Source organism: Mesorhizobium sp. M8A.F.Ca.ET.218.01.1.1 (assembly GCF_004791165.1).
Classification (GTDB): Bacteria; Pseudomonadota; Alphaproteobacteria; order Rhizobiales; family Rhizobiaceae; genus Mesorhizobium.
Genome location: NZ_SRUZ01000004.1, coordinates 357754 through 379189, shown reverse-complemented (window position 1 = coordinate 379189; position 21436 = coordinate 357754). Strand labels below are relative to the sequence as shown.

At 59.6% G+C, this 21436-nt stretch carries 21 protein-coding genes; 7 read left to right on the top strand and 14 right to left on the bottom strand.

What is annotated here, in order from left to right; all coding sequences use genetic code 11:
* Window positions 1-344: 344 nt before the first annotated feature.
* A complete protein-coding gene (locus EN861_RS17855; protein WP_245512066.1) occupies window positions 345-1061 on the top strand; it encodes a hypothetical protein in 717 nt (238 codons plus the stop codon).
* A 254-nt stretch (window positions 1062-1315) separates the two neighbouring features.
* Here the strand turns inward: EN861_RS17855 and EN861_RS17850 are convergent, their stop codons facing one another.
* From EN861_RS17850 to EN861_RS17815, 8 genes are all read right to left on the bottom strand, one after another.
* Entirely contained in the window at window positions 1316-2125 is an 810-nt protein-coding gene (locus EN861_RS17850) for a transporter (RefSeq protein WP_127277768.1), read from the bottom strand.
* A 221-nt stretch (window positions 2126-2346) separates the two neighbouring features.
* Window positions 2347-3015, bottom strand: a complete 669-nt coding sequence (locus EN861_RS36320) for a DUF202 domain-containing protein (RefSeq protein WP_135864669.1) — start codon at window positions 3013-3015, stop codon at window positions 2347-2349.
* Window positions 3016-3093: 78 nt separating this feature from the next.
* Window positions 3094-4056 (bottom strand): HAD family hydrolase, encoded by a 963-nt coding sequence (locus EN861_RS17840; protein WP_245512051.1) that lies wholly within the window; start codon window positions 4054-4056, stop codon window positions 3094-3096.
* A 129-nt stretch (window positions 4057-4185) separates the two neighbouring features.
* On the bottom strand, window positions 4186-4941 hold the full coding sequence (locus EN861_RS17835) for a transporter (protein WP_245512050.1): 756 nt from the start codon (window positions 4939-4941) through the stop codon (window positions 4186-4188).
* 52 nt (window positions 4942-4993) lie between these two features.
* Window positions 4994-5392, bottom strand: a complete 399-nt coding sequence (locus EN861_RS17830) for a DUF1622 domain-containing protein (protein ID WP_135864667.1) — start codon at window positions 5390-5392, stop codon at window positions 4994-4996.
* Window position 5393: 1 nt separating this feature from the next.
* A complete protein-coding gene (locus EN861_RS17825; protein WP_127276828.1) occupies window positions 5394-6302 on the bottom strand; it encodes a formylglycine-generating enzyme family protein in 909 nt (302 codons plus the stop codon).
* Between the two features lie 50 nt (window positions 6303-6352).
* A complete protein-coding gene (locus EN861_RS17820; protein ID WP_135864665.1) occupies window positions 6353-7249 on the bottom strand; it encodes a Na+-dependent transporter in 897 nt (298 codons plus the stop codon).
* A gap of 141 nt (window positions 7250-7390) precedes the next feature.
* On the bottom strand, window positions 7391-9721 hold the full coding sequence (locus EN861_RS17815; protein ID WP_135864663.1) for an arylsulfatase: 2331 nt from the start codon (window positions 9719-9721) through the stop codon (window positions 7391-7393).
* Window positions 9722-10038: 317 nt separating this feature from the next.
* Here EN861_RS17815 and EN861_RS17810 point away from each other — a divergent pair, with 317 nt between their 5' ends.
* The 6 genes from EN861_RS17810 to EN861_RS17785 all read left to right on the top strand — a co-directional run bounded on the left by EN861_RS17810 (window position 10039) and on the right by EN861_RS17785 (window position 16553).
* A complete protein-coding gene (locus tag EN861_RS17810; protein WP_189343664.1) occupies window positions 10039-11871 on the top strand; it encodes an ATP-binding protein in 1833 nt (610 codons plus the stop codon).
* Window positions 11868-12473, top strand: a complete 606-nt coding sequence (locus EN861_RS17805; RefSeq protein WP_135864659.1) for a response regulator — start codon at window positions 11868-11870, stop codon at window positions 12471-12473. Before EN861_RS17810 ends, EN861_RS17805 begins: the two co-directional genes overlap by 4 nt.
* Before the next feature lie 61 nt (window positions 12474-12534).
* On the top strand, window positions 12535-12906 hold the full coding sequence (locus tag EN861_RS17800) for a response regulator (protein ID WP_135864657.1): 372 nt from the start codon (window positions 12535-12537) through the stop codon (window positions 12904-12906).
* A gap of 116 nt (window positions 12907-13022) precedes the next feature.
* The gene (locus tag EN861_RS17795) at window positions 13023-14363 is read left to right on the top strand and encodes a DUF3300 domain-containing protein (RefSeq protein ID WP_135864655.1); all 1341 of its coding nucleotides are present in this window, start codon (window positions 13023-13025) and stop codon (window positions 14361-14363) included.
* 23 nt (window positions 14364-14386) lie between these two features.
* Window positions 14387-15331, top strand: coding sequence for a DUF2950 family protein (locus tag EN861_RS17790; protein WP_135864653.1), 945 nt, complete (start codon window positions 14387-14389; stop codon window positions 15329-15331).
* 31 nt (window positions 15332-15362) lie between these two features.
* Window positions 15363-16553, top strand: a complete 1191-nt coding sequence (locus EN861_RS17785; RefSeq protein ID WP_245512049.1) for a hypothetical protein — start codon at window positions 15363-15365, stop codon at window positions 16551-16553.
* A 62-nt stretch (window positions 16554-16615) separates the two neighbouring features.
* Here EN861_RS17785 and EN861_RS35500 read toward each other — a convergent pair whose 3' ends face one another.
* The 6 genes from EN861_RS35500 to EN861_RS17755 form a co-directional block, all read right to left on the bottom strand.
* Window positions 16616-16783 (bottom strand): hypothetical protein, encoded by a 168-nt coding sequence (locus EN861_RS35500; RefSeq protein ID WP_189343663.1) that lies wholly within the window; start codon window positions 16781-16783, stop codon window positions 16616-16618.
* A 266-nt stretch (window positions 16784-17049) separates the two neighbouring features.
* Window positions 17050-17352 carry a DUF982 domain-containing protein gene (locus tag EN861_RS17775; RefSeq protein ID WP_127276844.1) on the bottom strand — a complete coding sequence of 101 codons (303 nt, stop codon included), beginning with the start codon at window positions 17350-17352 and terminating at the stop codon, window positions 17050-17052.
* Window positions 17353-17493: 141 nt separating this feature from the next.
* Window positions 17494-18480: a dipeptide ABC transporter ATP-binding protein gene (locus tag EN861_RS17770; RefSeq protein ID WP_135864649.1), complete on the bottom strand. Its 987-nt coding sequence runs from the start codon at window positions 18478-18480 to the stop codon at window positions 17494-17496.
* Between the two features lie 8 nt (window positions 18481-18488).
* Window positions 18489-19448: an ABC transporter ATP-binding protein gene (locus tag EN861_RS17765; RefSeq protein ID WP_135864647.1), complete on the bottom strand. Its 960-nt coding sequence runs from the start codon at window positions 19446-19448 to the stop codon at window positions 18489-18491.
* On the bottom strand, window positions 19445-20416 hold the full coding sequence (locus EN861_RS17760) for an ABC transporter permease (protein WP_135864645.1): 972 nt from the start codon (window positions 20414-20416) through the stop codon (window positions 19445-19447). The genes EN861_RS17765 and EN861_RS17760 overlap by 4 nt, the downstream gene beginning before the upstream one ends.
* A complete protein-coding gene (locus EN861_RS17755; protein ID WP_135864643.1) occupies window positions 20416-21432 on the bottom strand; it encodes an ABC transporter permease in 1017 nt (338 codons plus the stop codon). The genes EN861_RS17760 and EN861_RS17755 overlap by 1 nt, the downstream gene beginning before the upstream one ends.
* Window positions 21433-21436 lie beyond the last annotated feature (4 nt).

The following is a 21436-nucleotide window of genomic DNA, read 5'->3' as shown; positions in this document are numbered from 1 at the left end:
ATATTCTCATCGCTGTCCGCTTTCGCACAGCGCCCGCAGGAACAAGCGAATAGACCTTGGAGAGTTTAAATGAGGTCGCCGGAACTGGGAGATCATGTGAGAACGGAGATACGAATCCAGCAGAATCGGGGTAGGAATATTTGGTATCTTGTGTGCGTCGCCGGTATGAATACCCTAGCGAGCATGGTCGGGGGAGAACCGTCACGATTGTAGCTTGTTGCCGAGAAAACTAGATCTGTACCGTCATCCAGAGGGGAAACCATGCTGACCTTAATCCGCAGAGCATTTGGGGCGTGACCGTTCTGTCTGGCGTCCTCCTTGCTCAACCATTGCGCGCCGCCGATATGGTCTCGCCCGTGACGCCGGATCTGAAACCGGTGGTGACCGAGCAAGGCTGGACGTACTCCATTGCCCCGTATTTCTGGGCAGCCGGGCTCTCGGGCGACGTGACGCAATTCGGACTGCCGACAGTCCACCTGGATGCGAATTTCGGCGATATCTTGAAGAATCTCGATTTCGCTGCGATGGCCGTCGCCGAGGCACGCCACGATCGGTACAGCGTTTTCGGCGACCTGATGTATGTGAAGATATCAACCGGCCGCGGAACGTCGAGAGGCGTCATCGCCAATGATGTGGATGTCTCCTCCGAGACATTTTCAGGGCTTATCGGAGCTGGCTACTCGGTCTTCCAGGGTGACGCCGGATATCTCGATATTGTGGGCGGCATGAGGGTTTGGTCTGTAAACACGGACATCGGGTTTCATGGCGGTATCCTTGACGGTGTGTCTGCCAGCGACGGGGCGACTTGGGTGGACGGGCTCGTCGGCCTTCGCGCGAATTACTCGCTCACACCCGAAGTCTATCTGACGGGTTGGAGCATGGTTGGCGCAGGCGGAGCCGATGTCGATTGGGACGTTGCGGCCGCGCTGGGCTACCGGTTCAACGATCGGTTTTCGGCTCTTGCCGGCTATCGCGCACTTGGGGTCAACTACAGCAACAACGGCTTCGAATTCGACGTGGTGCAGCAGGGCCCGATAATGGGACTTGTCATGCATTTCTAGGCGTGCGGCAACGGCAACTGAGACAACGGCGTAGCCGGCTGAGATTCTTGTTCGGGCTCCTGGTGGCCACAGGCCCCATCGCGTAACCGCTGGCGGCCACCGGCCGCCCGGCCGCCGCTGCAGCTCGTAGAACTGGCGGGGAGAGGAACTTGCCGGTCCCGTCCTCCTGGGCAATCATGTTGTCATCAATGCCTTGCGGCTATCGCGCGGGTTTCACAGTTCATGGTTCGTCGAAACTGTGCTTGCCCGGTCATTCATTTCTTCGGAAACAGGAATGTGATGCCTGTTCTGAAGCCGAATCCCTCCGCTCCCCCATCCGGGCTAACAGCCCAGTACCGCACTCCCGCCTGCAGGCTGACTGGCTGGCTGCCGAACTTCACCAGCTTGCTAACTGTAAAATTGACCGGCACCGACCAGTCTTCCTTGACCCAGTCATAAGTCGACTCGGTGTTAAGAGCGAACGTCCAAGCATCTGCCGTGGTGTATGATAGGAAAGGTTGGAGGAAGGTTGCGTTGACGTCGCTCCTGTCCTCGTCGCCTGCAAACGACCAGATGTGGTTGGCCAGCATGCCATATGTCCAGGGACCTGACTGCTTAAGCACGACGCCTGTCGGGCCAACTCCCCATTTCTGACCGCCCAGCATCGCGTCAGTGCCGGTTGGCAGCAGAAGGACCGGACCCACGCCCCAGACGAGACCGCCCGGACCAGGAGCCTTGGGCGAGAAGAACAGGCTCTGGACTGTATCCCCAAGTCCGAACTGGCTGCCTGAATCGCCAGCGATGTCGTCCTGCCACGTGACCGGCAGTACGGTGCGTGAGATTAAGTTCCAATCGTCGTTCAATGATATTGGGATCACCGGCTGGATGTTGATCACCGACCTGGACCCATCATCAGGCCCATAGCCCCTGTCGTAGTTGTACTGAAAGGGCACGCTGATGAGCGAGGCGATCGGATTCGATAACTTCTTTGCGAGATCGGCGTCTTGAGAAAATACTTCACCAGTCGACAAGAGCACGATAGCGAACAAGAGAAGCACTGTTCTCGAGGCTGCCTTTCGGCTCATGAAATTCTCCCATTACAAAGCCGCGGCCTAGCTTCAACTGTCACCGACATTGGGCGGCGCTTGATGACATCGCATGAAACCTGAGTCGCTGGACCAATTCAATCGCCGGCGCCTTCCAAGACCCGTCGAGGACAGGTTCCTTGCCCCAATAGGCGCGGATGTAGAGCGAGACCGTGCAATCCGGGCGGGCAGTCAGTTCGCCTCCTTATCCGCGCCGGGCGTCATCCCTGGAACGGACCGATCTGGAAGAGCATACTGACGATTGCAGCTATCCCGACGACGAGCAGTATCACGGCTGTGATCAAGGTGACCGATGGGGGGAAATGGCTCTCGCCATGGATCAACTCTTCGGCCCGCATCGCATTTCTCTCATGGCGCAAGCCGATCATGAACTGCAAGTGGTAGAATATGCCGAAGATCAGCATGACGATGCCAAGCAGCACCAGTGTAATGCCAAAATTGAGCGGTGCGCCAGCCTGGGTGAGCGTCCCGGCATTCTTCAGCTTCTGGAACACCTGATAGATTGTGAACCCGAAACTGATGAGAGAAAGCGAGGTGCGGATCACCGACATGAGCGTGCGCTCCGCGCTCATGCGCGTGCGCTGAAATGACATGCCGGTGCGCCGCATGGACATCTCGGTGCGGTCGGTCGACAAGTCCGTTCGATGGATAGACAGGTCTGTTCTGAATTCGGACAGCGAGGTCCGGTGCTCCGAAAGGCCGGTCCTGTGATTGGACAATTCGGTTCGGTAATGAGAGTACTTGGTGGAGGCCAGATCCGATCTTGATTCGTCGACCTTGGGAATCGGTGGGACCGGCGTCACGGGAAGCCGCTCGGGACGGACAAGTTGGCTCGTCTTGGTAGGTGCCTTGCTGGTCGTTTCGCTCATGACAACTTCCTTTCAGCTTGAATGATCTTGGCCGTCCTCACCAAGATCGATTCTTCCCGCCTCTACCTTCCAGCCGATCTATTTCACCGCCGGATAGACCGTCTGCCAGTCACTCTTCATGTCGACGATGGTCCAGCCTCTTCGGACGCCTTCATCGAGCGCGGTGTCGAGCTTTCCGATGTTGGACTGGCGGTCGTAGGCCCATTCACGTTCGGCATCCGTGTGATGCACAAGTCCAATGAAGCGAGCTCCGTCGCCCGCCGCCGTCCATTCAAGCATCTGCTGGTCGCCGTCCGAATTGCCGAAGGCCAGGATCGGCCGCCTCCCGATGAAGCGGTTGATCCCGACAGGCTTGCCCGGACCATCATCGACGAACTCGACCTTGGCCTCCTTGGCGAGCACCAGCTTTCCGTCCCTGTCCTCTAGCTTCACGACGCCGGACGAGCCGACGACTTGTTCGGGCGGAATACCATAGGCCTCCTCGGCAAAGACCCGCATGAACTCGACACCGCCGCCAGAGACCATGAAGGTTTTGAAGCCGTTGGCCCGCAGGTAGGTGAGCAACTCCAGTTGCGGCTCGTAGACAAGCTGATTGTAGGGGCGATCGAAGCGCGGATGGCGTGCGCTCGCTAGCCAACCGGCCACAATCTTGGAAAAGTCCTCGGTCGTCATGCCGGCATGGGTCACAGCCAAGATTTCCATCAGGCCTTTCTCACCAGACGCCATGAGGCCTTTCGGATCGCCCTTCAATGCCGACCTGAAGGGCTCTGTTTCCTTCCATTCGGGGTGATCGGGGGCCATGGCCTTGATGCGGTCGAGCGCGAAGGCAAGCTGGAAATAGACCGGCTGCTCGGACCACAGCGTGCCGTCATTGTCGAACACGGCGATACGCTCAGCCGGCTTGACGAAATCGGCGCCACCGTCCTGCGTGACCTTGGCGACGAACTGCGTGATGGCCACCTTGACCGGGCCGTCTTTCCAGGACGGCAGCGGATCTGATTGCGCCCAGGTGGCACCAGCCAACGCTGTTAGCAGAAGCAACGACGCGGCCAGTGCTTTCAGTAACCGGCCGAATTGTGGGTGCGTGGCTCTCGACAACTCGACCAAGGGTCCCCTACGTCCGGTTAATGCCATGGCAAGTCGCTGCAGCATTGCTCTCGACTCCTTCAGCTACTTCGGGAACAGCAATGTGACGACGCCACGAAAACCCCAACCCTCCGGGCCGCTCTCTGGACTTGTCATCCAGTAGCGCGTGCCAACGCTGAGGCTAACGGGCTGATTGCCGAACTTCACAAGCTTCGCGACGGACAGGTTGATCGGCACCGACCATTGGTGGCTGGCCCAGTCATAGGTGCTTTCGGTGTTGAGGCCGAATGTCCAGGCATCGGCGGTGGTGTAAGAGAGGAAGGGCTGCAGAAAGGTCGCATTGATTTCGCTGCGATCGCTATCGCCGGCGAAGGACCAGATCTGGTTGGCGAGCATGCCGAAGGTCCAAGGGCCGGCCTGCTTGAGGGCCACGGCTGTCGGACCAGCTCCCCACTTCCCTCCACCGAGAAGGTCGTCGGTTGCGGTCGGCAACAGCATCACCGGCCCGACCCCCCATATGACGCCGCCGGGTCCCGGCGCCTTGGGCGAGAAGAAGAGGCTCTGGGTGACGTCGCCCAGGCCCGATTGCGAGCCCGACGGTCCGGCGATGTCATCCTGCGTGATGATCGGCAGGATCGTTCGCGAGATCAGGTTCCAGTTGTCATTGAGAGAAATCGGAACCACCGGCTGTATATTGAGCGTTGCACGGTAGCCGTCGTCCGGTCCGAACCCGGAATCGTAGTTGAACTGGAACGGTACGCTGATCAGTGAAGCAATCGGATTGCTAAGTTGCTTTGCAAGATCAGCATCGTCTGCCAGGGCTTGCACCGGCAGCAGCATGGCAACTACCATCGCAACGCCCGCAAGAAATCGGAAGGGTTTTGCCATCGCACTATCCTTTTTCGGCACCGGGTGACCTGGGATCAACCGCCTTTGCCTCTTCTGCGGTCATCGCTTGCTCCGTCTCCTCCGAGAGGTCGCGTCCAAGAAAATAGTTGAGGAAAGTACGGACGACCGCAATCGCCGCCAGACGCCCGATGTCTTCCCAACTCGGAGTCAAGGCCGACTCGATGATATCCGAGGCGAGTTGAAAGGTCAGGCCGGCGACAAGCCAGCGCGCGTAGCGCATCCAGATTTGGTGATATAGCTGCCGCCGTTTAGTGACGGCCGCCCGACAGGCCCCCCAAAAAGCCTCCAATGTCCCGTAGACGACAATCAGCAGAGCCATAAAGTCGATCAGAAGGATCGAGACCTCGGTGAGCTGCGCGAAGGTTTCTCGAACAGCCTCCATTTCAATCATCCAGGCGACGAATGAGACGAAAGCCGAGATGCGAGACCGAGGTGTCTATCGGCTGTGCCATTCGTGCCGCTGGCCGATATCGCCTGCAATAGTTCGGGGCGCATAGATGTGAGCCCCCCTTTGTCACCCTGCGCGGTATCGCGGCGGGATCGCGCGGATCCCGGCTCGCCTCACGGTCGCCGCCCCGCGGGTTGGAGACCGTGCAGCATGGGCTATCGATCCTGCGGTGATCCCGATACCAGTCGGACGTCCATTCCCAGACATTGCCCGCCATGTCGTGGAGGCCGTAGCCGTTTGCTGGAAAGGAGCCCACAGGCGCTGTGTATTCGAAGCCGTCTTCCACCGTGTTGCGATATGGGAATTCGCCCTGCCACGTATTGGCCATGTGCACGCCGCCGGGCGTTAGTTCGTCGCCCCATGTGAACTCGGCGCCTTCCAGCCCACCGCGAGCAGCGAATTCCCATTCCGCCTCGGTCGGCAGCTGCATGCCGGCCCATCGGGCATACGCCTCGGCATCCTCATAGGCGATATGGACGACGGGATGGTCCTTGAGCTTGGCGATCGAGCTGGCCGGTCCACGCGGATGGCGCCAGTTCGCACCGGGTACGTAGGTCCACCAATTGTACTGATTGCGGACATCGACCGGGCCCGCGGGCTTGCGGAAGACGGTCGAGGACGGTGACAACATCTCCGGTAGCGCTTCAGGATAATCATCCGGATTGGCAGACTTCTCGGCCAACGTGACATGGCCGGTCTCCGAGACGAATTTTTCGAAATCCCGGTTGGTCACCGCGAACCGGCCGATCCAGAAGCCGTCGACCTTCACACGATGCGCCGGCGCCTCTTCCGGGTAGTGGGCATCGGACCCCATCAGGAACGTCCCGGCAGGTATCCACACCATGTCCCTTCCCGCGGGACTGCTTTCGGAAGCGCGCGGGCGGATTGCGGCACTCATCGGCCAACCCTATTCGTCTGCCGGTCCGATTCGACGGTGGCGGCTTTGTCATGTAGCGCCCTGCGCCACCGCACATACGGAATAGACACGATCGCCCCGATGACCAGATGCCAAAGCATCACCGCCAAGGCTGCCTTCTCGTCCGGAAAATTCAGGCTTGCGATCGCCATCGCAACGGCCGGATGACGGGTGCCCGTGGCGAGAGCGAGCACGGTTCGATCGTCGGGATCTGGCCCGCCAAGCAAGTGGCCGACGAAAAGCCCCAGGGCCGTGAACAGTGCCAGGAGTACAATCACACCGTTGCCGACCTGCCCCCAGAAGGTCACGCCGCTGGTGAAGACGACTGGAATAGCTGCGACCACGAGGAGGATGACCGCGAAAAGCGAGATCGGCCCGGCTATTCGCGCCGCCAGTGCCGGAAGCAGGCGGCGAACGAGCACGCCTGCAAGCAGGGGAGCGATCACCGTCACGAGAACGGGCCGCAGCACGCGTGTCGGGGGCATGTAATACTCAGCGTGAAATATGCTTCCCACAATCCCGATCGAGATGGGCACCAGCGCAATCGCCGCGATGGACGCTACGATGAGGAGGCTAAGCGCGAATGATTGCGTTCCGCCCGCCTTGGTCTGCTTGCCTGGGAGGATCGGCGGAACCGGCGAAACCGCCAAGGCGATCAGCGCGATCTTGATTTCGATAGCGAGGGGAAAGAGCAAGGCTACACCGACGGCGAAGATCAGCATGATGATGTTCATGGAGATGATCGATCGGATCATCTCGCCGGGCCGCTTGACCAGATAGAGCAGATCGCCTGTCGCCGCCTTCAGACCCAGTGCAAACACCAGCGCCACGAGACTGACTGTGATGCCTAGTTTAATTAGCTCTTGAACGGTCATCGATCTGCTCGTTTCCGAAACTGCGGAGCGTCAGTCCATTTCTGGTGCATCGCTGCCTCAGATTGTTCTGATGTCGTTAGGGATAGACTTCTGGAGGTCGACGGCGCCTTTCCGCCGACCTCCATGTCCGCAACTCGGTGGCTAATCGACAGCCATGGCCGCCGCCGCCAGTTTCTCGAGATCAAGGTATTGCCCCTTCTCGACAGTCACGCCGACGAACTTGATCGTACCGCCCTTGAATTGGCCAGGAGACTTGTATTTCTCACTCACCGCGTCGCCGCTGTCCCGGCCGATGCAGAGGCCGTCGCCGGAGAGCGTGAACTTGCCGAGTTGGCTCTTCATATCGCCCTGTGCCACGACCTCATCGTTGACGTACAGGGTGGTCTTGCCAAGCGACTCGCCGTGCGGCCCCGGCTTCTTGTCCCGGATGAACTCCATTCCAAACGTGTATTTGCCAGGCTTGAGTTGCTTGGAGACGAAGGTCTGTTCCGGCTTGATGCCAAGGAAATTGTAGACGTAGTGCAGTTTCATATCCTTGATGAACAAGCTATGGCCGCCGAAGCGTGAGCCATGGGCGAAGATCACACCCTCGCATTTGTCCCCGAGCTCCACATCGGCGAGGATCTTGTAGCTACGACCCCGCACATTGACCGCAACGCCTTCCGGCACCGGCGAAGTGTCGGGATAATACATATAGCGTTCGCGTGGCGGTTCGGTGGAGGGCCGTTCGATGCCGAGGACTTCGGCAGCGCTGCGATCGTCGAGGGGGAGCACATTGTTGGCGTCCGCCTCGTCGAACCAAACCTTGATGAGCGCCTTGAGCTTTTCGGGATTCTCCTTCGCAACATTCTTGGCTTCCGAACGATCCGCGTCGACGTGATAAAGCTCCCACTCGTCCTTGTCGAAGTGGCCTTTGCCCGTCAGCGGAGCGTGGAGAGCGGCAGCCTTCCAGCCGTCTTCCCATATCCCGCGCGAACCAAGCATCGCGTAATACTGGCGCTTCTTTTTCGTTGGGGCGTCCGGCTTTGCGTCAAAGCTATATTTCATCGACACGCCCGACAGGGGATGCTGCTTCACGCCGCGATATGTAGCAGGCATCTCCATGCCGATACATTCCAGAATCGTTGGCACGATGTCGGTCGAATGATGATACTGGTTGCGCACCTCGCCCTTCGCCTTGATGCCCTTCGGCCAGGAGATAACCAGCGGACAGCAGGTGCCGCCGGCATATTCGGAATAACGCTTGAACATCTGGTAAGGCGTCGAGAACGCTGCGGCCCAGCCGGTCGGATAATGATTGTAGGTTTCGGGTCCGCCGAGCACGTCGAGATACTGCAGGTTCTCCGACAGTTCGTCGGGGTAGTTGTTGAAGAACTTGTTCTCGTTGACCGAACCATTCGGGCTGCCTTCGCCGGAAGCACCGTTATCGGAGCAATAAAAGACGATCGTGTTGTCGAGCTGACCGCTCTGCTCCAGATAGTCGATCAAGCGGCCGATCTGGACGTCGGTGTATTCAGAGAAGCCGGCATAGACCTCCGCCATGCGCGAGAACAGTTTCTTCTCGTCGGCATTCAACTCGTCCCACGGCCGTACCATGTCGCCGGGGTTGGCAACCGCCTCGGGAAGCGGATTGAACGGCGTGAGCGCGGTGCCCTTTGGCAGAAGACCCTTCTCGATCATCCGTGGCAGGACCCATTTGCGATAGGCGTCGTAGCCTTCGTCGAACTTGCCCTTGTACTTGTCGATATATTCCTTCGGCGCGTGGTGCGGGGCGTGGTTGGCGCCCGGACACAGCCACGTGAACCAAGGCTTCGACGGATTGGAAGCCTTCTGGTCGCGGATCATCTGCATTGCTTGATCGACCAGATCCTTGGAGAGGTGATACCCCTCTTCAGGGCTGTACGGCTGGTCGATGAACTTGTTGTCGTCGACGAGGTCGGGATACCACTGATTGGTTTCGCCACCGAGGAAACCATAATAGCGGTCGAAACCTTTCTGCACCGGCCATTCCGACTTGGGGCCGCCCGAGCAAATATCCTGCTCGGGCACGTTGTGGTCCTTGCCCAGCCAGAAGGTACTATAGCCATTTTCCTGCAGCATCTGGCCGATCGTCATGCAATCTTCAGGTATGCGGCCGCTCCAGCCGGGGAAGCCGTTCGATGCCTCGGTGATGCACGACATGCCGTTCAGATGATGATTGCGGCCCGTCAGAAAGGTGGAGCGCGTCGGCGAGCACAGCGCTGTGGTGTGCCATTGCGAGTAGGTGAGACCGCTTTTCGCAAGTCTGTCCAGGGTCGGCATGTTGATGGCGCCCCCGTAGGGCGACCATGCTGCCTGACCGGTGTCGTCGTACAGGACGATCAGAACATTCGGCGCATTCTTCGGTGCGCGCGGTGGCAGGTACGGCTCCCAGTCGGCCTTTGAGTCTCGGACGTCGAGCTTGATGACGCCTTTGAACGGCTTCTTCGACATGATCTATCTCCGTTGTTCGCCATGATCTCACATAATTGTTCCGAAAATTCTGGTTAAGGATAGTGGGACCTAGGACTCACAGAGCGTGGTACCGCTGTCTATATGCGTGTCGGCTAAAAGATGAATTCAGCGATGAAAATTACATTGAATGAGCTGAACTAGGTTACAGTTAGAAAGTGCGCTGTAACTGCAACACGCTGGCCGAGTAGGACGACCTCGGCTATGATTTTTCAGACATGCGGTGCGCTGAAATGGGATCTTTGGTATCATCTGTCTTGGCGAAGCGAATTCGCCGAGAAGTATGTTGGCGATGGTCAATGGTTTTCTGGTTGGCAATCGGCATTGCTGACCAGCCAAGCCTAGTTTTTGCTCGAGAATCTAGTGGGATGCATCGCGTCCTGATCGTCTACGAGAACGAAAGCACCCAGGTTGCGGCGGTCGAGATCGCACGTGGACTCCACAAAGACCTTGCCGATCGCGATCCAACGCAGTTCGAAATTTACTCTGAGTATCTCGACAATGCCCGCTTTCCCGATCCGGGAAATCTCCCTCGCATTGCGGCCCAACTGAGCGCCAAATACCGCGACATGAAACCGGATGTCGCAATTGCCGCCGGCCCCACGGCACTGCGCTTCATGCTCGACCATCGCAGGGAGATCGCTCCGGGAGTTCCATTGCTGTTCGGGGCTGTCGCAGCAGATACGGTCACCCAGCTGGCATTGCCGCCCGACGTCAAAGGTATCGTCACCAGGTTCGATCTCAAACAGACAATGACGTTGGCGCGCCGCCTGCAGCCGAATGCCAGACATGCGGTTGTCATCTCCGGCTCGTCGGCGTTCGACAAGCGATGGGAAGCTACCGCCAGAGCTGATCTTGGCGACAGGTACGACGGCTTCGACATCCGCTATCTGTCCGGTCTGAGGCTCGACGGCTTCGCGGATGCTGTTGCAAGACTATCTCCCGACACTGCCGTCCTCATCCTGACGATCTTTCAAGATCCGGATGGCCGGAACTTCGTCCCGCGCAATGCCACGGCAGAGATTGCGCGGGTATCGGCTGCGCCAGTCTACGCCGTCTACGACACATACCTCGATCATGGCGTCCTGGGTGGCTACATGAGCACATTCCAAGAGCAAGGCGAGCAGCTTGCCGCCCTTGTCACTCGCCAAATCGCAGGCGAAGCGAACTTACCGCAGATCACCCCCCTGGTCATCCGGCCAATCGTCGACTGGAGGGAGATCCGGCGCTTCCTGATCGATCCTGGCCTGCTGCCGCCTGACGCCGAGATACGGTTCCGGGCGCCTTCACTGTGGGATGAGCATCGAACCGCGATACTGGTATCGATCGCGATGCTGCTTCTCCAGTCTGGCACGATAGTCGCTCTTGGCATACAAGCCCATCTGCGCAAGAAGGCGGAGGCGGAGGTCAACGCCGGGCACACCAAGCTGGTACACCTGTCTCGCACGTCGCTCCTCGGAGAGCTGTCGGGCGCGTTTGCGCATGAACTGAACCAGCCCCTCACATCTATTCTGGCCAATGCGGAGGTCGGCAAACAGCTGCTCGAAAGCAGCGATCCAAGCCTCACGGAGGTGAGCGACATTCTTTCGGATATCATCGCGGATGATGAGCGTGCAGCGGAAATCATTCGTCAGCTCAGGCGCTTGCTGACGACGCATGAGGTAGCACTAGAACCTGTTGATCTTAATCACATTACTGTCGCCACGCTGGCGCTCGTCAAAAGTGAACTTCTAATTAAGCAAACAGCGGTGGCGTTCAAACGGGCGAATTCGAGTGTTCGGATTCTTGGCAATGCCGCGCAGCTTCAACAAGTAGTCCTGAATATTATTGTCAATGCCGTTGATGCCACCTCGCATTTGCCGCCATCGGCCCGAATGATCGAGGTCGCCGTTCGGACGGACGGACGGACGGGTGAGGTTACGGTGACCGACAATGGCTGCGGACTGACGCCCGAGTTCATGGAGGGTGCCTTCCAGCCGTTCGTGAGCACAAAATCCAACGGACTGGGACTGGGCCTGGCAATTTGCCGCTCCATTGCGCAAGCGCATGGTGGCGCTCTCGAATTCGATCCCGAATATTTAGCCGGTGCCCGCATTATCCTTTCGCTGCCACTTCGAAGGAGTGCCTCATGACTGATGCGATGTTTCAAGTCAGCCTGATCGACGATGACGTCCAGGTTCTCAAAGCCCTTTCGCGGGTGCTTTCCATTGCCGGATATCAGGTTCAGACTTTCACCGACGCCGAAACATTCCTTGACGAACATGACCCACTTCTTCCTGGTTGCACGGTGGTCGACCTGCATCTACCGGGGAAGAGCGGCTTCGAGATTCAGGAGGCACTGGATGCGTGCGGCCGGCCGGTTGTTTTCCTAACAGGCCAAGGCAATGTTCCTGCCAGCGTACGGGCGATGCGGGCGGGCGCGCAGGATTTTCTCGAAAAACCGGTAAATACTCAAACCTTGCTCGCTGCCGTTGAACAGGCAAGGTTGGTGGACGTCGCGAGACGTCGGAACTTTCAGGATCAGGAAGATCTCAAGAAGCGGGTCGCGCGACTGACGGCACGGGAACGCCAGGTATTGGACCAAGTGGTGGCTGGACGTTTCAACAAGCAGATCGCGGGTGATCTTGGGATCGTCGAGAAAACGGTCAAGGTGCACCGTGGTCGGATGATGCACAAGATGGGCGTGCGCACGGTTGCCGATCTGGTAAGGATCGTCGAGCACTTTAACGCTTGATCGTCCAAGTTAGACCGAAGGCCAACTACGCGGCCATGGTCAATTGGCGTACAGATCGGTGATGGCGACCGCCAACCCAATCATAGCGATCGTAGATGACGACGATTCTGTAAGACGCGCTCTCAAGCGTCTCCTATTTTCGCTCTCCTATGACTCGATCGCGTTTTCATCCGGGGAAGCCTTCCTCGAAAGCTTAGAGATTACTATGCCGAGCTGCGTTCTTCTCGACCTACATATGCCAGGCCTCAACGGTCTGCAGGTAATTGAGGCCATGCGCTCCAGGAACAAAAACATTCCAGTGATCGTGATTACGGCCAACCCGCAACCAGAGATGCGCAAGCGCAGCATTGCCGCCGGCGCAGTGGCTTATTTGTCGAAGCCGCTAGGGCGCGAGGGGATGCTCTCGGCGATACAGAGCACAATCGCGGACTGACGGAGCGACGAATGAACCATTGTGTCCGCGCGGCATGCCTTTCTCGAGCAGCATCGCATTGGCGAGAGTTTGCGAGGGGAAGCGGTGAAGGATTGGTCCAAGGAGGCAAGAACCAGATGGGCACACAACCACGAAAGAACATCCGCAAATTTATCTTGACGGCCACCACGATGCTTGTGTTCGCGATCGCCGGTGTGCCAGCGGTAGTCTGTGCCCAGGAACAAACGGCGGCAGCCGCTCCGCAAGGCGCGAGCGCACCCGGGCAACTGAGCGCCGATGAGATGGAAGTGCTCGTCGCCCGGATCGCTCTTTATCCCGACGATCTTGTGGCGCTGATTACCTCGGCCTCTCTCTATCCGCTTCAGATCGTCGAAGCATCCCGGTTTCTAGAGCAGGCCAAGGGAAATTCCTCGTTGAAGCCAAAGGACGATTGGGACGGCAGCGTGATATCCCTCCTGAACTACCCCGATATCGTCAAGATGATGAGCAATGACCTCGACTGGACGCAGCAACTCGGCGGTGCGGTCGCCGACCAGCAGAAGGACCTGCTGATCGCCATTCAGACTTTGCGCGATAAGGCGGTCGCGGATGGCATCATCAAGAGCGATGACAAGGTCACGGTCGTCCAGCAGAACGACAATGTCGTCATCCAAGCAGCCAACCCCGAGAAGATCTATGTGCCGCAATACGAGCCGCGAATGCTTTACGAGGAAGGCTACGCAACCGCGCCGATCCGCTACTATCCGGATCCCTACCCCAACTATTACTACCCGACAGCACCCTACTTCGCGGGCTTCGTGACCGGTGCCGTGTTTGGAGCGGTCGTCGATTGGGACAGATGGGGCGTCTGGGGCGGTCGATTTGATGGCAACGACATCAATATTGATTGCGACCATTGCTTCAACGGCATGGATCGAAACGGCAAAGTCAATTTCAATGATGTCGACTGGAAGAACGTCGACCGCAGCAAGATCAAGTTTGACCACAACCAGTTCGCAAACATGGACAAGACCAACATCCGCAACCGGGTCGAAACGGGCGGCAATAACGACATCCGCACCAAGGCGAAGTCCGTGCGATCCAACGCCGCGAATGTCGACCGCTCCAGGGTGACTCCCTCAGCTATCAAGGACGTTAGGGCCAATAAGATAGCGGGTGATCGAACGCATCAGGGCGGGATTGGAAGCCGTTCGAATGCGGACAGCAAAATCGGCCATCACGCGATGGCGGGAAAACGTGACGCCCGTCCCAGCCGCCCTTCGGGGCTCGGAGAAGTCCGCCCCCGCAGCGCTGCCAATCTTCACTCCAAACGTGGCGGTAGTGCAATGGGAGGCGGCCATCACGCAAGCCGGCCGCAACTCAGCGGACCGCGGGGCGGCGGTGCTCACCTCCGTGGCGGACGTCCTGGTGGCGGCGGGGGACATGCACGCGTCCCACATCGTGGGCGCCATCGCTAGATCGAACAAATGGAGCTTTTGTCATGAGCTTGAACACGCGCTGCATGAAATTTCGTTTGATAGCCACTACCGCGCTGGGACTTTTCCTTTCGGCTGGCCAGGTTGCATTTGCGGCTGAGGCAAACCTCGCCGTTCTGGTCGCCAATCAGCCGCCAACCGAATTCGACACGCTCGATGCCGCAACAGCCGCGTTCAAGGAGGCCGTGACCGCATCCGACCTCGATAAGCTGGCTTCCATCCTCGGCGTCAACGCCGGTCGTCTGAAAGCGACCGAAGGGGTTGAGGAAACGCTCGCTGCCATTAAGCAAGGTGTAGGAAAACGCATCGCGGTCGAGACGAAAGACGGCCGGAGCATCATTGACGTCGGCGAAGTCATGTGGCCGTTCCCCTTCCCGATCAACAAGACCGATAACGGCAAGTTCGCCTTCGATCCCGTTGTCGGCGTTGAGGAAATCATCAACCGTCGCATAGGTGAAAACGAGATTCAGACGATCGAAACCGTCCGTGGATATGTCGACGCTCAGGAAGAGTACGCCAGCACGGATCACGATGGCGATGGGGTACTGGAATATGCCCAGAGGCTCGTCAGCAAACCCGGCAGAGCCGACGGCCTCTATTGGCCGGAGAATGAGAACCTGGGCGACAGTCCAGCCGCGCCGTATCTCGACTACGTCCAGTTCGACAAGGCGAAGGACAAGGGGTACTTCGGCTACCGCTTTAAGGTTCTTACCAGCCAGGGCAGCAATATCGCCGGGGGACCCTATGACTACGTCATCAACGGTAACATGATCGCGGGCTTTGCCTTGGTCGCGTGGCCAGTCAAGTACGGTGAGACAGGAGTAAACACCTTCGTGGTCAACCGCAATGGCATCGTTTATCAGGCAGATCTCGGGGATGCCACGGACAAAATCGCGCGCGGCATGAAGCAATTCAATCCCGGAGATCGATGGACCGTGACCGAGGATTGATATGGGGGACCAAGCTCGCACCGTCCCGCACATGACTGAAAGCAGGCCAGCAGGAGGCATCAGCCTGGATTTTCTCGCCTTTCACGGCGGCCCGTTCTTCGAACTTCAGCAGCGGCTCAATCTTCTCCATGACAGAAGTCTAAAAACAGGGAGGCGAGTCCTTCTGTTCGTCTCCCTCGCGTGGGGCGCGCCTCTCCTGCTGACGCTCTCGACCCTGTTTTCCGATGATCCGACCGTGTGGCGCTACCTCACGGACCCAGGTCCGTGGGCTCGGTTCCTGATCGCGATCGCCGCTTTCGTGGCGGCCGAGCAGTATGTCGAAACCGGCCTTCGCCGCACACTGGCGCAATTCGCTCGAGCTTCACTGATCGCGCCCGAATCTGTTGGCGATGCGACAGTTGCGTTGACATATGCTCTGCGTCAACGCGACTCGAAATGGGCAGAGCTTGTGTGCCTGGCGCTTGCCGCCATATCGGCGCTCATTGCATACGCTACCTTCGGCGAAACCACGACCTCTACATGGGCGGCCACTGTCATCGCTGACAGCTACAAACTCACGGCCGCCGGCTGGTGGTGCGTGCTGGTCAGCATTCCGCTGTTCGTATTTCTGTTCTTTCGCGGTGTCTGGCGGCATCTCGTGTGGGCGAAGCTCCTTCGCACGGTCGCGCAGCTTAATTTGCGCCTGGTGGCGACACATCCCGATGGCAACGGCGGGCTTTCTTTTCTGGCGGCCTATCCCAACGCCTATGTCCTGTTCGTGTTCGGTGTCAGTTGCGGCGTAGCGGCCGCTGTCGCGAAGCACCTGACGCTAGGCGGGCTATCGGCGACGACGCTGACGACCATCATGGCGTGCTGGCTGGCACTCGTCATTGGATTCTTCGCCTACCCGCTCTCCGCCTTCTCTAAGCCGCTTTTGACGCTGAAGGACAAGACGCTTCTGGCGCTGGCGGCACATGCAACTGCACAGCAGAGAGCTGCAGAACGAAAGATGATCGGCAGCAACATTGCCGCACCCGATCCGCAAGAAGCCGAGCAAGCAGTCGACCCCATTGACGTTACGAAGCAGTACGAGTTGACGCGCAAGTTGTCGTCGATGCTGGTCAACCGCAAAACCCTGCTGCCAGTGGCGGCGGCAGCCCTCATTCCGTTCGCAGTCGCTGGCGCAACCAAGCTGCCGTACAAGGAAGTCTTCTCCGTGCTGAAGAAACTTCTGCTTGTTTGAAGGCCGTGACGTGGATCTCAGTGCTGGGAATACGATGCGGTGATCCGGAGCCTGCACACTCACTAATCGCTGACCCTGAGCACCGGAGCGGCCACGATAAAGAAAGTACGGCCGGCCTGGGAACGAGTGGGATGGCTGCGCTGCAACATGCCGGCGAGATCGACGGCATGATAGCGCTGCTTGAGCCCGATGCGGTGATCGATGGCGGAAGGGACGGATTCTGCGGCCATGAAGCCATTCGCGGTTATGCCGAAGTGGCTGCCTCCAGCCGCAGGTTTGCCGTCGGTGAGCAGCGTGTGTCGCTGATCTGCGGTGATCTGACCCTGACGTCGGCTCGCTTTCCGGATGGCGGCGTGACACACCAAGGCGCCCCTCGGCAAGCAGATGGACCCTGGCGACTGTGTCGATTGGCGACTGATGACCTGGGTAGGTGCAAGCACCACCACTGCCGCTCCCCGCAGCGGGCGCGGACCAGCAACAAAGGGGTTGGGGGCTGCTAGCGCCGTAGCGCGTGTACGCTCGCCATGCTGTCGCCGCCCATCGGCAATGCCATGTCGTCGTCGAGAAGCCGCGTAATTCGGGCAAAGCCTGTGAAGGCCTTCCTTGCTTCCTCTGCCGACATCTGGCCCGACAGGGCGGCCGAACAGCAATTCAACGCGCACTGATACACTGGCCCACGTCGTCCCGTCGGCCATTTGCGCAAGAAAACCATCGCCTCGGCGACGCTATCCACTTCTTCTACAGGATGCCCCTGCCCGCGCGATATCCGCACGGGCGAAAAGAAATGCAGGTAGTCCATTGTTTCCTCCCGTCGATCGAGATGCGCTCGATCGAACCCAATCAAACGCGCCGCACGTCGGTTGGTTCCATGCGGGCAACTGAATTTTTGAAGAATTCTCCGACCGGATGCGGCCGTCCGGGTACAAGGCGCGATGTTTGCTTATACCGTCGGAAAGTGGCACGCCACCTTGCGGCCGGGCCTATACTCTTTCAACTCAGGCCGCTCTGTGCGGCACCGCTCCGCCGCTATTGGGCATCGGGGATGGAACCGGCAGCCGGATGGCGGGTTGAGCGGGCTCGGTACATCGCCCGTGAGGACAATGCGCTTGCGCATCCCGTTGGGCGTCGTCTCCACCACGGGAACCGCCGAGATCAGCGCCTGGCTGTAAGGATGGGCGGGGGCTGAAAACACCTCTTCCGCTGGTCCCTCCTCCACGATCGAGCCGAGATACATGACCGCGATGCGGGTCGAGACCTGGCGCACCACGGACAGGTCGTGGGCGATGAAGACATAGGTGAGATCCAGCTTCTCCTGAAGGTCGGCAAGCAGGTTGACGATCTGCGCCTGTACGGACACGTCGAGCGCGGAGACCGGCTCGTCGAGAACGACGAGATCGGGATTGAGGGCAATGGCGCGCGCTATGCCGACACGCTGGCGCTGCCCGCCCGAGAATTCATGGGGGAAGCGCATGACATGGTCCGGCAACAATCCAACGAGGTCGAACAGTTCCGCGACGCGATTGGTGATCTCGCGCGATGAAAGCTTGCCATGGATACGCAGCGGTTCGGCCACGAGATCGCCGACGCGCCGGCGCGGATTGAGCGAGGCCGACGGGTCCTGGAACACCATTTGCAGGCGCCGCCGCAGCGGCCTCAGTTCAGGCAGCGACTTCGACGTGATGTCGTCGCCTTCGAACAGAAGCTCACCGTCCGAAATGTCGTAGAGCCTGACCAGGCAGCGCGCCAGCGTGGACTTGCCACATCCGGACTCCCCGACCAATCCGACGGTTTCGCCGCGCCGCACCGTCAGCGAGACATTGTCGACCGCGTGAACGGTCCGCCTGCCTTCGGCGGAAAAACGGGTGCCGATCGAGAAGCGCTTGCCGAGCGAGCGTGTTTCGAGGATTGGACGGTCTTTGTCGATCATCGGTCCGCTCATACCTGCGCCACCCGAAAGCAGGCCGCAGCGTGCGTGGCGGCGCCAAGATCGGGCTTGTCGGTTAGACAACGCTCGTACCGGACCGGACAACGCGGCCCGAAGGCGCAGCCTTGCGGCAATCGCAGCAGCGACGGCGGTGACCCGGGAATAGCCGGCAGGCGGCGGGGTTTCGCACCGGTCAGCGGCGGGATCGAACCAAGCAATGCGCGCGTATAAGGATGTCGCGGGTCGGAAAATAACTCCGTGCGGCTGCCGCGTTCGACGATGCGGCCCGCATACATGACCATGACCCGATCGGCGAGTTCGGAGACCACGCCCATGTCATGCGTGATGAAGACGACGGCCGATTTGTGTGTCGAGCGCAGCTTGCGCACGAGATCGAGAATTCCGGCCTGCACCGTTACGTCGAGCGCGGTGGTCGGCTCATCCGCCACCAGCAGCGCCGGGTTGCAGGACAACGCCATCGCAATCACCGCCCGCTGCCGCATGCCGCCGGAGAGCTGGTGCGGGTAGCGCGACATCGCTTCGTGGGGGTTGGGAAAATTCACCTCCGCCAGCAGTTCCTCGACCCGCTCCATGGCCCTGGATTTGCTGATGTTGCGGTGGGCACGGATCTGCTCGGCGATCTGCCAGCCAATCGTGTAGACCGGCGTCAGAGCCGTCATCGGATCCTGGAAGATCATCGCGATCTCGTTGCCCCGCAGGCGCCTGAGTTCGCGCGGAGGCAGTCCAACCAGCTCGCGGCCCTTGTAGCGGATCGAGCCTTCGATGATCGCGTTGGGGTCGGTGATCAGCCCCATCACCGCCAGCAGCGACACTGTCTTGCCGGAGCCGGACTCGCCGACGACACCGAGAATTTCGCTTTCCGCGAGATCGAAGGAAACGCCATCGATGGCCCTCACCAGGCCGTCGTCGGTCCGGAAGGACACTCTAAGGTCGCGCACCGACAATATCATGATGTCCTCAGGCGCGGATCGAGAAGGATGTAGACGAAATCGACAACCGCATTGGCGATGACCACGAACATGGACGCATACATCACCGTTGCCATGATCATCGGCAGATCCAGGTTCTGCAGCGCGTCATAGGTGAGCTTGCCGATACCATGCAGCCCGAACACCACCTCGGTCAGCAGGGCCGAGCCGCCCACCAGTGCGCCGAAATCGAGGCCGAACAGGGTGACGAAGGCGATGAGCGATGTGCGCAAGGCGTGGCGCAGCAGGATACGCGTCTCCGACAGGCCCTTGGCCCGGGCCGTGCGGATATAGTCTTCCTGCATGGATTCGATGATTGCCGCGCGCAACACCCGCCCGTAGATGCCGATGTAGAGAATGGCCAGCGTGATCCAAGGTATGACCAGCGTCAGGAACCAGCCTTTCGGATCGTCGGAAAAATTCTTGTAGCCGAGCGGGGGCACCCAGGAGAACGCCCAGCTGTCGTGGTAGCGGCTCTGGGTGATCAGGTTCATCACCTCCCCCAGCCAGTAGACTGGCATGGAAATGCCGAGCAGACCCAACGCCATCAGCAGCTTGTCCAGCCAGCTGTCGCGGGTGGCGGCGGCGACGATGCCGATGGCGATGGAGACAACCACCCACAGAATCGCCGCTCCGAACACCAGCGAGAGCGTGACAGGGATCGAATCCATGACTGCCGGCACCACCTTCCAGCCACGATTGACGAAGGAGGTCAGGTCGCCAGTGACGAAGATCTTCTCCATCATTTTCACATATTGAACGTAGAGTGGCCGGTCGAAGCCGAAGCTGTGGCGCACCGCCTCCAGCACCTCGGGCGATGCATTGCGGCCGGCGATGCGCGCCGCAGGGTCGGCCCCAGGTGTCGCGAAGAAGATCAAAAAGACGATGACCGAGATGCCGAACATCACGAACAGCATCTGACCGAAACGGCGCAGGATGGCATAGATCATCAGTCGCGCCCCAGCCGAACCTTGGAGCGCGGGTCGAGCGCATCGCGCAGGCCGTCTCCGAAGACGTTGAGCGCCATGACGGAAACCGCGATCGCCAGGCCCGGTACCAGCGCCACCAATGGCCTGGTGTAAAGCAGCGCCTGGCCGTCCTGGATGATGGTGCCCCAGCTCGCGGCTGGTGGTTGCACGCCGATCGAAAGGAAGGAAAGCGCCGATTCCGTCAGCATGTTCAGTGCCATCATCAGCGGCACGAAGACGATCAGCGTGGTGGTGATGTTGGGCAGGATATCGCGCCACAAAATCCGCGGCCCCGGCACCCCCAGATTGATCGCGGCGAGCACGAACTCGCTGTGGCGCAGCGACAGGACCTGCCCGCGTATCGGGCGCGCCACATAGGGTATGTAGACGATACCGATGATGATGACCGGCAGCCACAGACTGCCGGACTCGATCTCGATCGGCCCGATCGAGATGCCTTGCGCGATGGTGACGATGGAAAGCGAAATCGCCAGGAGATAGATAGGAAACGCCCAAAGCACATCCAGCAAGCGCGACAGCACCGTGTCGGTGACGCCGCCGAAATACCCCGCGATCAATCCCGCCGCCGTGCCGAGGATCAGGGTGAAGATAGTGGCCGCACCGGAGATCAGCAGCGAACTCAGCCCGCCATAGAGCATCCGGGCCATGACATCGCGTCCCTGGCTGTCCGCGCCAAGGAAATAATTGCCGAGCCGCCAGGTCGGCCCAAGCGGCGTGTAGCCGAGCCCGAGCCCCTCTGTCGATTGTTCCATCACAGGAACGTCGGCGCCGTCGATCTGGATGACGGCGTCGAGCGTCGAGGCGAATGGGTCCGTTCCTGCCCATTGCGCGTAGAGAGGCGCGCTGAGGCAGGCGAAAACGATGAGGAGGAACACGGCCAGGGACGCCATGGCGGCCCTGTCCGTTGCCAGCTTCGCAAACGCGACGGCCCAAGGCCCTCGCGTCTTGCGCGGCATGGCGACAGCTTCGTTCGACACGGAC

What these genes read in the sequence shown, in the direction of transcription:
- EN861_RS17855 (WP_245512066.1), top strand. Translation starts at nt 345, where the DNA reads ATGGTCTCGCCCGTGACGCCGGATCTGAAACCGGTGGTGACCGAGCAA.
- EN861_RS17850 (WP_127277768.1), bottom strand. Translation starts at nt 2,125, where the DNA reads ATGAGCCGAAAGGCAGCCTCGAGAACAGTGCTTCTCTTGTTCGCTATC.
- EN861_RS36320 (WP_135864669.1), bottom strand. Translation starts at nt 3,015, where the DNA reads ATGAGCGAAACGACCAGCAAGGCACCTACCAAGACGAGCCAACTTGTC.
- EN861_RS17835 (WP_245512050.1), bottom strand. Translation starts at nt 4,941, where the DNA reads ATGCTGCTGCCGGTGCAAGCCCTGGCAGACGATGCTGATCTTGCAAAG.
- EN861_RS17830 (WP_135864667.1), bottom strand. Translation starts at nt 5,392, where the DNA reads ATGGAGGCTGTTCGAGAAACCTTCGCGCAGCTCACCGAGGTCTCGATC.
- EN861_RS17825 (WP_127276828.1), bottom strand. Translation starts at nt 6,302, where the DNA reads ATGGTGTGGATACCTGCCGGGACGTTCCTGATGGGGTCCGATGCCCAC.
- EN861_RS17820 (WP_135864665.1), bottom strand. Translation starts at nt 7,249, where the DNA reads ATGACCGTTCAAGAGCTAATTAAACTAGGCATCACAGTCAGTCTCGTG.
- EN861_RS17815 (WP_135864663.1), bottom strand. Translation starts at nt 9,721, where the DNA reads ATGTCGAAGAAGCCGTTCAAAGGCGTCATCAAGCTCGACGTCCGAGAC.
- EN861_RS17810 (WP_189343664.1), top strand. Translation starts at nt 10,039, where the DNA reads ATGGTTTTCTGGTTGGCAATCGGCATTGCTGACCAGCCAAGCCTAGTT.
- EN861_RS17805 (WP_135864659.1), top strand. Translation starts at nt 11,868, where the DNA reads ATGACTGATGCGATGTTTCAAGTCAGCCTGATCGACGATGACGTCCAG.
- EN861_RS17800 (WP_135864657.1), top strand. Translation starts at nt 12,535, where the DNA reads ATGGCGACCGCCAACCCAATCATAGCGATCGTAGATGACGACGATTCT.
- EN861_RS17795 (WP_135864655.1), top strand. Translation starts at nt 13,023, where the DNA reads ATGGGCACACAACCACGAAAGAACATCCGCAAATTTATCTTGACGGCC.
- EN861_RS17790 (WP_135864653.1), top strand. Translation starts at nt 14,387, where the DNA reads ATGAGCTTGAACACGCGCTGCATGAAATTTCGTTTGATAGCCACTACC.
- EN861_RS17785 (WP_245512049.1), top strand. Translation starts at nt 15,363, where the DNA reads ATGACTGAAAGCAGGCCAGCAGGAGGCATCAGCCTGGATTTTCTCGCC.
- EN861_RS35500 (WP_189343663.1), bottom strand. Translation starts at nt 16,783, where the DNA reads ATGGCCGCAGAATCCGTCCCTTCCGCCATCGATCACCGCATCGGGCTC.
- EN861_RS17775 (WP_127276844.1), bottom strand. Translation starts at nt 17,352, where the DNA reads ATGGACTACCTGCATTTCTTTTCGCCCGTGCGGATATCGCGCGGGCAG.
- EN861_RS17770 (WP_135864649.1), bottom strand. Translation starts at nt 18,480, where the DNA reads ATGATCGACAAAGACCGTCCAATCCTCGAAACACGCTCGCTCGGCAAG.
- EN861_RS17765 (WP_135864647.1), bottom strand. Translation starts at nt 19,448, where the DNA reads ATGATATTGTCGGTGCGCGACCTTAGAGTGTCCTTCCGGACCGACGAC.
- EN861_RS17760 (WP_135864645.1), bottom strand. Translation starts at nt 20,416, where the DNA reads ATGATCTATGCCATCCTGCGCCGTTTCGGTCAGATGCTGTTCGTGATG.